General features: G+C 65.7%; 5 protein-coding genes and 1 pseudogene. 5 read left to right on the plus strand and 1 reads right to left on the minus strand.

All coding sequences use genetic code 11. The features are described from left to right. The 5 genes and pseudogenes from RHBS_RS16825 to RHBS_RS30780 all read left to right on the plus strand — a co-directional run. On the plus strand, positions 1-4,595 hold a 4,595-nt coding region (locus RHBS_RS16825), incomplete at its 5' end, for a non-ribosomal peptide synthetase (RefSeq protein ID WP_128646073.1). A 110-nt stretch (positions 4,596-4,705) separates the two neighbouring features. Beyond that, positions 4,706-8,407, plus strand: a pseudogene (locus RHBS_RS16830) (amino acid adenylation domain-containing protein); the annotation flags it as partial. 118 nt (positions 8,408-8,525) lie between these two features. Next, positions 8,526-9,698: an AMP-binding protein gene (locus RHBS_RS31580; protein WP_272913869.1), complete on the plus strand. Its 1,173-nt coding sequence runs from the start codon at positions 8,526-8,528 to the stop codon at positions 9,696-9,698. Next, entirely contained in the window at positions 9,599-10,351 is a 753-nt protein-coding gene (locus RHBS_RS30775) for a thioesterase domain-containing protein (RefSeq protein WP_237669304.1), read from the plus strand. Before RHBS_RS31580 ends, RHBS_RS30775 begins: the two co-directional genes overlap by 100 nt. Positions 10,352-10,362: 11 nt before the next feature. After that, positions 10,363-10,566 (plus strand): hypothetical protein, encoded by a 204-nt coding sequence (locus RHBS_RS30780; protein ID WP_237669300.1) that lies wholly within the window; start codon positions 10,363-10,365, stop codon positions 10,564-10,566. Between the two features lie 69 nt (positions 10,567-10,635). Here the strand turns inward: RHBS_RS30780 and RHBS_RS16835 are convergent, their stop codons facing one another. Further along, a complete protein-coding gene (locus tag RHBS_RS16835) occupies positions 10,636-11,514 on the minus strand; it encodes a triacylglycerol lipase (RefSeq protein WP_128646074.1) in 879 nt (292 codons plus the stop codon). Positions 11,515-11,521: the final 7 nt, after the last annotated feature.

Below are 11,521 nucleotides of genomic sequence, written 5' to 3' on the forward strand. Positions count from 1 at the left end.
TCGGGCTGTTCATCAACACCATTCCGGTCCGAGTGCGATTCGACCCGGCGGAGACGGTGGAGACGTACCTCGGCCGGATCCAGGGTGAGCAAGCCGATCTTCTCGACCATCACCACATGGGGCTGGTCGACATCCAGCGGGCGATCGGCGTCGGAAATCTGTTCGACACCCTGACCATTTTCGAGTCCTACCCGGTGGACGAAGCGCAACTGACGCAACAGGCCGCGGCCATCGACGGTATGACCGTCGAGGGCGTGAGCTCCAACGACAACACCCACTATCCGTTGACGTTGCTCGTCGTGGCCGAGGACCGAATCTCGTTCACGCTCAAGTACATCAGCGATCTGTTCGATCCCGCGTACATCGACTCCGTGCTGGCACGCCTCATCGGCATACTCGAGACCTTCGTATCCGACACGACAGCCGCGGTCGGCGACATCGATCTACTCGGGGCAGCAGAACGAACCCGAGTGATCGAGACCTGGAACGACACCGCGCACGAGGTCGACGCAGGCGTCATGCTGACCGAGCAGTTCCGGGCCCGAGTGGCCGCGAACCCCGATGCGCCGGCAGTGGTGTTCGAGGACACGACCGTCACGTATGCGGAGTTCTCGGATCGAGTGAATTGCCTCGCGCGACACCTGGTGTCTCTCGGTGTGGGTCCGCAGTCGCTCGTCGCGCTCGGGATGCGGCGCGGAATCGACCTCATGGTCGGCATCTACGCCGTCCTCGAAGCCGGTGGTGCCTACGTGCCCATCGATCCGGACCACCCCTCGGATCGGATCGAGTACATCCTCGACACCGCGAAGCCGGTAGTGGTGCTCTCCACCGGTCGTGATCGGACGGGTCTACCGGAACGTTTCCCGATTCTCGAGCTCGACACTGTCGACCTCACCGTCCACTCGACCGGTGCCGTGACCGACGCCGATCGACTGGCACCGGTGCGCCCGGGAAACACCGCCTACGTCATCTTCACCTCGGGCTCGACCGGACGACCCAAGGGCGTCGCGGTCTCGCACCGTGCCGTCGTCAACGAGATGGCTTGGATGGTGCAGCAGTACTCGCTCGATGCGAACGATGTCTACTTGCAGAAGACCGCCACGACTTTCGACGTGTCGCTGTGGGGATTCTTCCTCCCGCTCTGGGTCGGTGCGACGGTTGTTCTGGCCACACCGGACGGCCACCGCGATCCCGCGTACGTCGCCGATCGGATCGCTCGGCACGGCGTGACCGTCACCGATTTCGTACCGTCGATGCTCACGGTGTTCGCCGCGTACGCCACAGCGGATCAGTGCCGTTCGCTTCGGCACGTGTTCGTGGTCGGCGAAGCGTTCCCGCCGGAAACGGTGGTCGATTTCCGAGCGATCAGCTCGGCCGGCATCCACAATCTGTACGGGCCGACGGAAGCCGCTGTGACAGTGACGTTCTGGGAAACCGAGCCGGGGGATGTCTCGACGGTTCCGATCGGTGCGCCGGAGTGGAACACCCAGGCCTACGTCCTCGACGGGCGACTGCACCCCGTGGCAGCAGGAACCGCGGGTGAGCTGTATCTGGCGGGCACCCAGCTCGCCGACGGCTACCTCGGCCGCGTCGACCTGACGATGGATCGATTCGTGGCCAACCCGTTCGCGACGAACGGTGACCGGATGTATCGCACCGGTGACCTGGTCAGATGGCGTCCGGGCCAGGAAACGGTCGGGGTGCTCGAGTACATCGGACGCACCGACTTCCAGGTCAAGTTCCGTGGCCAGCGCATAGAACTCGGCGAGATCGAGACCGCGCTGTTGACTCATCCCGACGTGAATCAGGCCACCGCGGTGGTCGCGACGACAAGTGCCGGAGATCAGCTCGTGGGCTACGTCGTTCCGGGGCCGGGCCGAACGCTGGACCCGGCCGAGGTGCGCACGTTCGTCGGCGGCGCTCTACCGGCGTACATGGTGCCGTCCACGGTGATGGTGCTCTCGGAGTTCCCGCTCAACACGAGCGGCAAGCTGGACCGAAAAGCATTGCCGGAACCGGTGTTCGAGGTCAAGGCGTTCCGTGCTCCTGCAACTCCGATCGAGGAGACGGTCGCGCAGATCTTCGCCGAACTGCTCGGCGTGCAGCGCGTCGGATCGGACGACGATTTCTTCGATCTGGGCGGCAACTCGCTCATCGCGACCCGAGTTGCCGCACGCGTCGCGTCGGCGCTCGGCAAGAAGGTCGGTGTTCGAGATTTGTTCGAGGCCTCGACCGTTGCCGCGCTCGCAGCTCGGGCCGAGTCGCGTATCGACGACGCCAACGACGTGCCGTTGCGGCGACGGGCACCAGGCGGACAGGTTCCGCTCTCGCTCGCCCAGCAGCGCATGTGGGTGCTCAACCGACTCGACCCCGATTCCGGGGCGTACAACATGCCGTTGGCCCTGCGTCTTCGAGGTGAACTGGATGTCGCTGCGCTGCAGGCCGCGGTGACGTCGACAGTGGAACGCCACGAGTCGCTTCGTACCCGGTATCCGGAGAACACGGACGGTTCGCCCTACCAGGAGATCCTGGACGTCGAGGGTGCCGTTCCCGACCTGACCCCCATCGACGCTCCGAGCGATGCCGACACCGCCGATCGTATTCGCGCGATGATCCACGGCGGCTTCGACGTCACCGTGGCACCACCGATCCGCGGAGCCCTGTTCCGCGCCGGCCCGGACGACCACGTGTTCGTCATCGTCATGCACCACATCAGTGGCGACGGCGCTTCCATGACGCCCCTGGCCCGCGACGTCATGACCGCCTACCTAGCGGCAGCCTCGGGAAATGCCTACAGTCCCGAACCGCTGACGGTGCAGTACGCCGACTTCGCCGTATGGCAGCGGCAGGTGCTGGGCTCGGACAGCGATCCCAGCTCGATACTGTCGGAGCAGTTGGCATTCTGGGCGGACGAACTGGCCGGTATCACCCCGGTCGTTTCGCTGCCGTGGGACCGACCTCGGCCTGCCACCGCGACACTGCGCGGGGCCGGTCTGAGTACTCGGCTCGACGAATCGACCCACTCCGGACTGGTCGCCATCGCGCGCGAGAACAACGCCACCCTGTTCATGGTGTTGCACGCGGTACTCGGTGTGTTGTTGTCGAGAATGAGTGGTTCCCGCGACTTCGCGGTCGGCACACCCATCGCCGGGCGCGGGCACGAACAGCTCGACGGGCTTGTCGGCATGTTCGTCAACACACTGGCGTTGCGGACGAACGTGGACCCGGACGCCACGTTCGGCGAGCTGCTGAAGACGCTGCGCGAGAACGATCTTCGTGCCTTCGCCAACTCCGACGTACCGTTCGAGCGAGTGGTCGACGCCATCGCCCCGGACCGACATACCGGGTACACCCCGCTGTTCCAGACCGTCCTGTCGGTCGAACCACACGGCGATGCGCGCTTCGAACTGCCGAACCTGGTGGTCGAACCCGTGAGCGGCTTCGAACCGACGGCGAAGTTCGACCTGCAGGTGACGGTGGAGACACAGCACGCCGAAGGGGAGTCGGGAACCGGAACTCTGATCGTGGAGTGGGTGTACGCCGCCGACATCTTCGACGAGTCCACCGTGGCATCGCTGGCAGCACGATTCACTCGTATCGCCGAGGCCGTGGCGGCAACACCGTCTGTGATCGTCGGAGACATCGATGTACTCGATGCCGCCGAGCGAGCGGTGCTGTCCGACGCCCGAGAGACTGCGGATCCCGTTGCGGCGCCGGTTCGATCGGATCTGACTCTGCCCCAGGTGCTCACCACCGCGGTCGACACCGATCCCGATGCGCCCGCACTGTCCTCGGGCGGTGCCGAGACGACCTATCGTGAGCTCGACGAGCGCTCGTCGCGTCTGGCCCGCCTGTTGATCGACAAGGGTGTCGGGCCCGGCGTCGTCGTCGCTGTCGCAGTCTCGGACGGGGTCCAGGCCGTCGTGACGCGTTGGGCGGTCGCAAAGGCGGGAGCAGCTCTCGCTCCCGTCGATCCGGCAGATTCGGACGCCGCGCCTGCGTGGGTCGAGCGGACGGGCGCGTCGGTTGCGGTTCTCGACGAAGACGACGTACCGGCGTGGGCCGGGTCGATGACGGTGGTTCAACTCGGTCGGACCGACATCGTCGATGCGATCTCGGCTCATTCTTCGCGGCCGGTGACGTACACCGATCGGACCGCGGTCCTCGGGCCCGACAGTCCGGCACTGGTCGGGAACGACGGAACTGTCGTCGACCACGGAACCCTCGCGGCAGTGGCGGCGAGAGCAGTCACCGACTGGGCGGTCGAATACGATTCGCGGCTCGCGGTTCCCGCGCGTTTCGACACCGCTGCGGCGGTGCTGGCCGGTGTCGTCGCGGTGACGGCAGGCGCGGCCCTGATCCTGGATCAGGCGGAGTCGGCCGAGGACGCCGCCGAGATCGTGTCCGCGGAATGGGCGACGCACGCATTCCTCACCGAGGATTCGATCACCGCTGTCGAAGAGTTGGCACCCGGCGATCTGGAGGATCTCGTCGCCATCGTGTCGGCCGACGGTGACCGCCACGAGGCGATGCCGGACGGCACCCCGGTGCACCGTCTGCCTGAACCGATCGGGACCGGCCGACCGATAGGCTGAGGCGAACTGCAACGCCGACCACCGCGTGAACGATCAACCGTGGAGGTGACCGCCGGTCACCTCCACGGTCGACGGTGCGGCGAAGAACTGGTGAGGAGTCATTGCTTAAGATGAGTGCGGATGGATCGACCGGTACACCGTCCGAGTCCGACGGCCGAGTGGGGGGCCGAACGGCCCGTCCCAGGCCCACCCGGTCTCGGCCGACGCGTACTCGACCCGCCCGTATCGTTGCGCTGCCGACTCTGCTCTCGGCGGCGGTGGAGAAGAACCCGGACGGCATTGCTGCCGAATTCGGGGACCGGTCTCTGACCTATCGAGAGATCGATTCCCGATCGTCCAGGCTGGCCCGCCTGTTGCTAGCACGTGGGGTAGGGCCGGGGGATTTCGTGGCGCTGGCGCTGACCCGGTCGCCCGAATCGGTCATGGCGGTGTGGGCGGTGGCCAAGACCGGGGCAGCGTTCGTGCCGATCGATCCCAACTACCCGGTTGCTCGCATCGAGCACATGGCCGCCGATTCGGGTGTCCGAATGGGCGTCACGGCAACGCAGTTCGAGGCCGCGATGCCGAATGCGGTGTCGTGGATCGCGCTCGACGCATCCGACGTCGAGGAAGAACTGAGTGGGCTTTCGGACGGTCCGGTGGTGGCGGACGATCGACGCGCACCGATTCGCGCGTCCGATCTCGCATACGTCATCTACACCTCCGGCTCGACGGGCCTACCGAAGGGCGTCGCGGTCTCCCAGGCGGGCCTGGCACCACTGGCCGCCACACAGGTCGAAACGTACGGCCTTGACTCCGATTCGCGCACACTGCATTTCGCGTCCCCCAGTTTCGACGCGTCCGTCCTCGAACTGCTCATGGCAGTCGGGGCCGGTTCGACGATGGTCATCATCGAACCGGGCGTCTACGGTGGTACCGATCTGAGCGAAGTGTTGCGCCGCCACCGGGTCACGCATGCGTTCATCACCCCGGCGGCGCTCGCGTCGCTCGACCCGGCAGATGTGCCCGATCTGCGAGTGCTCGCTGTCGGCGGTGAGGCCTTCTCGTCGGAACTGATGTCGAAGTGGGCCACCGACCGACGGTTCCACAACGTCTACGGACCTACCGAAGCCTCCATGGTGTGCAACATCTCGCCACCGCTGACCGCGGGCGAGGCGGTGCTGCTCGGGCAGTCGACCAGGGAGATGGGTCATCACGTTCTCGACGACCGGCTTCGCCAGGTCCCTGCAGGAGTTCCGGGCGAGTTGTACCTCACCGGGGCGGGCCTTGCTCGCGGCTACCATCGCCGGTTCGGGCTGACGGCAGCCCGCTTCGTCGCCAACCCCTATGCGGTCGAGGGTGATTCCAATCAGGCGCGGCTGTACCGAACCGGTGACATGGTGCGATGGCGCGAAGGGCCCTCAGGACCCGTCATCGAATACCTGGGCCGCAACGACTTCCAGGTCCAGGTTCGGGGGTTTCGGATCGAGCTCGGCGAGATCGACGCGGTTCTGACCGCACTCGACGGTGTCGAGTTCGCAGCAACCCTCGGCTACCAGGGGCCAACGGGAGAAACGGTTCTCGCGGCCTACGTGCTGCCGACGACAGGGGCCGAACTCGACGTCGACCACGTGCTCGACGCGGCCGGGCGCAGTCTGCCTGCGCACATGGTGCCGTCCGTGGTCACCGTGATCGAGTCGATTCCGCTGACTCCCACCGGCAAACTCGACCGAGATGCGTTGCCGGAGCCGGTGTTCGAGGTCGCCGAGTTCCGCGCTCCGGCGACACCCACCGAGCAGGCGGTAGCCGACATCTTCGTCGAGTTGCTCGGCGTCGAACGAGTCGGTCTCGACGACGACTTCTTCGCGCTCGGCGGCAATTCGCTGATCGCCACCAAACTCGCTGCACGGCTGGGGTCGGCACTCGGCGTACACGTGCCTGCGCGTTCGGTGTTCGAGTCGTCCACCGTCGAAGCACTCGCGAACGCAGCCGACTCGGTCGACGCTCCGGTCCGGGCCCGGCTCGACGCCTCGAGGGCTCGGCCGCAACACATTCCGCTCTCGTCCGCTCAGCAGCGCATGTGGTTCCTGAACCGACTCGACACCTCGTCGGCAATCAACAACGTGCCGGTTGCCTTGCTGCTGCGCGGTTCACTCGACATCGATGCGCTGCAGGCCGCCGTGATCGATGTGGTGGGTCGCCACGAGTCGCTGCGCACCGTCTACCCCGACATCGACGGCAGCGGATATCAGCATGTGCTCGACGAGGCCGACACGCAGGTCGACACGGCCGTGGTGCCTGTCACCCGCGAGAGCGCCCTGGCCGACGTCACGCAGTTCTTCACGCGTGGATTCGACGTCACCACCGAAATTCCGTTCCGTGTTCGACTGTTCGAGATCACCGATCCCGCCGGTCCGGTACCGGAGTACGTACTGGCCTTCGTGGCACATCACATCTCGGCCGACGGTCTGTCGATGGCTCCGCTGTCTCGGGACGTCATGACGGCATACCTCGCGCGACGCAGCGGATCGGCACCGCAGTGGACGCCGCTGTCGGTTCAGTACGTCGACTACACGCTGTGGCAACTGGACATGATCGGTTCCGAATCGGACCCGAACTCTCTGGCCAACAAACAGATTCGGTACTGGCAGCACGCGCTCGACGGGCTACCGGAACAGTTGGAGCTACCCGCCGACCGGCCGCGCCCGCGGGTCGCGTCGGGACGAGGGGCGGTGGTGTCGTTCGATATCGACGCCGAGCTGCACGCCCGAGTGCTCGAGTGCGCCCGCACGAGCGAGTCGACCCCGTTCATGGTGGTGCACGCCGCGCTGGCCGTGCTGCTGGCGAGACTCTCGGGTACGGCGGATATCGCCGTGGGAGCGCCGGTGGGTGGCCGTGGCGACGCCCGGCTGGACGATCTGGTCGGCATGTTCGTCAACACGGTGGTGCTGAGAACACCAGTTGCGCCGGATGCCTCGTTCGCCCAGGTTCTCGACACGGTACGTACGGCCGATCTCGAGGCGTTCGACAATGTCGACGTGCCCTTCGAGCGTCTGGTCGAGGTACTCGATCCGGTGCGTTCGCAGGGACGACACCCACTGGTGCAGGTTGCACTGTTCTTTCAGAACTTCTCACAGGGTTCGTTCGAGCTGCCCGATCTCGGTGTCGAGGCGTTCGGTTCCGGCGTGGCATCGGCGAAGTTCGACCTCCAGGTGACCTTCACCGAGCGGGGCGACGGCGAAGGACTCGCCGTCGAGCTGATGTACGCGACTGATCTGTTCGACGAGTCGACCGTGACGTCCTTCGGACACCGGTTGGTGACCGTTCTCGACGCGGTGACCGCTCGACCCGAGCTCCCGGTCGGTGACATCGATGTGCTCGACGCCGGTGAGCGAGATCGGATTGTGTCGGTTGTCAACGACACTCGGGTTTCGGCGGCTGCTGCGGGTGAGGTCTTGTTGGATGGTTTCGATCGCGTGGTGGTCGATTCGCCGGATGCGGTGGCGTTGGTGTTCGGTGAGCGGTCGTTGACCTATCGGGAGTTCTCGGATCGGGTGGATGCGACCGCGTGGTTGTTGCAGGAGCGCGGTGTCGGGCCGGGTGCGCTGGTGGGGTTGGCGATGCGTCGATCGGTCGAGCTGGTGGTCGGGATGTACGCGGTGCTGCGATCCGGTGCGGCGTATGTTCCGGTGGATCCGGATCAGCCGGCGGAGCGTAACGACTACATTCTCGACACGGCGTCGCCGGTTGTCGTTCTGTCGACGGCGCGGGACGACTTCGTCACGGGAACTGCGATTCCGGTTGTCGATATCACGGATCCGCCCGTGCCGGGTGTGTCGGTGGCGTTCCCTCGTGCTGTGGGTGGCGATCTGGCGTACGTGCTGTTCACCTCGGGGGTCGACCGGTCGGCCCAAGGGGGTGGCCGTGGAGCATCGTGCGATCGTCAATCAGATGGCGTGGATGGCGCAGGAGTACGGTCTCGACGCGTCGGATGTCTACTTGCAGAAGACTGCTACGACGTTCGATGTGTCGTTGTGGGGGTTCTTCCTGCCGTTGCGTACCGGGGGTCGGTTGATCGTGGCGGCCCCGGGGGCGCAGCGTGATGTGGAGGCCGTTGCGGCCGATATCGCCCGTCATGGTGTGACGGTGACGGATTTCGTGCCGTCGATGCTCACGGTGTTTGCCGAATCGGTTGCTGCGCAGTCCATTTCTTCGCTTCGGCATATTTTCGTGATCGGTGAGGCGTTGCCCGCGCGGACCGTGGGTGCGTGCCGGGCCGTGTCGGATGCTCGGGTGCACAATTTGTACGGTCCGACCGAGGCTGCGGTGAGTGTCACGTATCGGGACGTCTCCGATGACGTCGCGGTGGATGGTTCGGTGTCCATCGGAGTGCCGGAGTGGAATACCTCTGTCCACGTTCTGGATTCGCGGTTGCATCCGGTACCCGCGGGTGTGCCGGGTGAGCTCTACCTCGCCGGGGTGCAGTTGGCTCGGGGTTACGTTGCGCGGGCGGATCTGTCCTCGGAGCGTTTCGTTGCCGATCCGTTCGGTGCTGAGGGGGCGCGGATGTATCGCACCGGTGATCTGGTGCGGTGGTCGATGGATGCCGGACGGCTCGAGTACATCGGTCGTACCGATTTTCAGGTCAAGTTCCGTGGGCAGCGCATCGAGTTGGGGGAGATCGAGACGGCGTTGACGGCGTTGTCGTCGGTGAGTCAGGCCGTTGTGGTGGTCGCGCAGTTGTCGGTGGGGGAGTCGTTGGCTGCGTACGTGGTGCCCGCCGTCGGCACCGCGGTCGATGTCGAGGCGGTGCGGTCGGAGTTGGGGTCGGCGGTGCCGTCGTACATGGTGCCGTCGGCGTTCGTAGTGCTGGATGCGCTGCCGCTCAATGCGGCGGGGAAGCTGGACCGTCGGGCGTTGCCTGCCCCGGAATTCGAGATCCGTGAGTTCAGGCTCCGCAGACTCCGGTCGAGGAATCGGTCGCCGCGGTGTTCGCGGAAGTCTTGGGAGTCGAGCGCGTCGGGCTGGACGACGACTTCTTCGCGGTGGGTGGCAACTCGTTGCTTGCAGTCAAATTGGTCTCCAAGCTCAGAGCAGCCGTGGGCGGCGGGCCGATACCGCTGAACTGGTTGTTCGTCGACGCGTCCGTGGACTCGCTCGCCGCACGGATCACGGCAGCGACGACGTCGCCGGTCGAGGGGGTCGAATCCACCGGGCTGGAGACTTTGATTCCTCTTCGGATCGGTGGTTCCTCCGCAGCACTGTTCTGCATCCATCCCATCGTGGGGCTGTCCTGGGCCTTCGGTGGACTGTCGGCGTACCTCGGCGACGACCGTCCGATCTACGGGTTGCAGTCACCTGCCCTCTCCGGTGCCGAACCCCTGCCGGAATCGATCGAGCAGTGGGCCGCCCTGTTCGTGGACAGGATTCGCACCGTGCAGCCGTCCGGCCCGTACCACCTGCTCGGTTGGTCGATGGGTGGGTCGATCGCTCACGCCATGGCTGTGCAACTGCAGCGTGAAGGCGAATCGGTGGACACACTGGCCATGATGGATTCGTTCGTCGCGGGCAGGACCGACCACCTCGTCGACCGTCCCGTGTCGGCCGGAGAGATGCTCGGCGGCCTGGGCCTGGAGGAGACTCCGATATCGAGATCGGCGAGCTCACAGTCGATTCCGTGGCCGAGCTGTTGGCATCGATGCCTGCTCCGTTCGATGCGATTTCTCGCGAACGGATCGCCAGGATACTGGACGGGATCGCCCGCTCGGCCGAGCTGATCGACTCACACGTGCCCCGGACATTCGTCGGACGGTCGATTCTCTTCGCGTCGGTCGTCGACGATCCGACCGGAACCGTTGCGGCGTCGACGTGGAAGGACGCGGTCGACGGGAGCGTCACCGTGGTTCCCGTGCATTCGACGCACTGGCAGATGGCGTCGCAGTCTGCGCTCGCCGAGATCGGACCCGTGTTGCAGATCGAGTTGGACCGGTAGTCCTTCGAAAGCCACCGGGGCCTCCCGACATGATGTCGTGAGGCCCCGGTGGCTACGGAACGTGCACTGTCAGCAGGGTGCCGGTGTGGTCGCTGCGTAATCGGGATCGAGTGCCGACTTGACCATGTACAGCGGCGCGGGATCGGTGACGAGGCCGATGTGCGATGTCGTGGCGGACGGGCACACGTCCTGGACCCATACGTTGTGCACCGTCGACGGATCACCCGACCGGAGGAAGGTGTTCCCCGGGGGTGTCGACACCGTGTCGTTGCGGGTGGCGATGACGGTGTACTCGACTCCCGTTTGGACGTCTCCGCCGTCGTTCAGGCTCGTCAACGTCGTCGAACCGACCAACTGCTGTGCACCGGCCATGTTGTACGTGAGCGGGGTGAGCGCGTCACCGGGGAGACCGAGCGAGGTGAGCAGTTCGGAGAGCTGCTGCAAACCTCCGAACGTGGTGCCGTGGTTGGTGGCACCGAGGGTGACCAATGTATGCACCTTGTTGCGGGCCGGGTCCTGCGGATCGGTGCCGCCGTCGAACTTCATGTACTGGCGCGAGGAAGTGCCGCCCTGTGAATGGCCGACGAGATCGACCTGTTCGGCACCGGTGGCGGCAAGTACCTCGTCGACGAAGCGGCCGATCTGCCGTCCCGACTCGGCGATATCGCCCGAACCCCAGATGGTCGTGCTGGGATCGAGCAGGAGCGAGACGCCGCCGTAGTTGGGGGCGAAGACGCAGTACCCCTCGCTCTTCAACTGCGGTGCGAGCGTCTTCCACGTCGACGCATCCATCTTCGTTCCGTGCACGAGAACCACCGGACGTGGATGCGCTGCACTGGGCACACAGCCGAAGTCGTTCGCGCCCTCCAGGACGGGGGTGGCCGAAACAGAGGTGCCCGTGGGGGAGGCGGGTGCCGCGGTCGCCGTTCCCGCCCCGGTCAGGCACAGGGCGCCA

The organism is Rhodococcus sp. BS-15, from assembly GCF_000813105.1.
GTDB lineage: Bacteria > Actinomycetota > Actinomycetes > Mycobacteriales > Mycobacteriaceae > Rhodococcoides.

What these genes read in the sequence shown, in the direction of transcription:
- RHBS_RS31580 (WP_272913869.1), top strand. Translation starts at nt 8,526, where the DNA reads ATGGCGTGGATGGCGCAGGAGTACGGTCTCGACGCGTCGGATGTCTAC.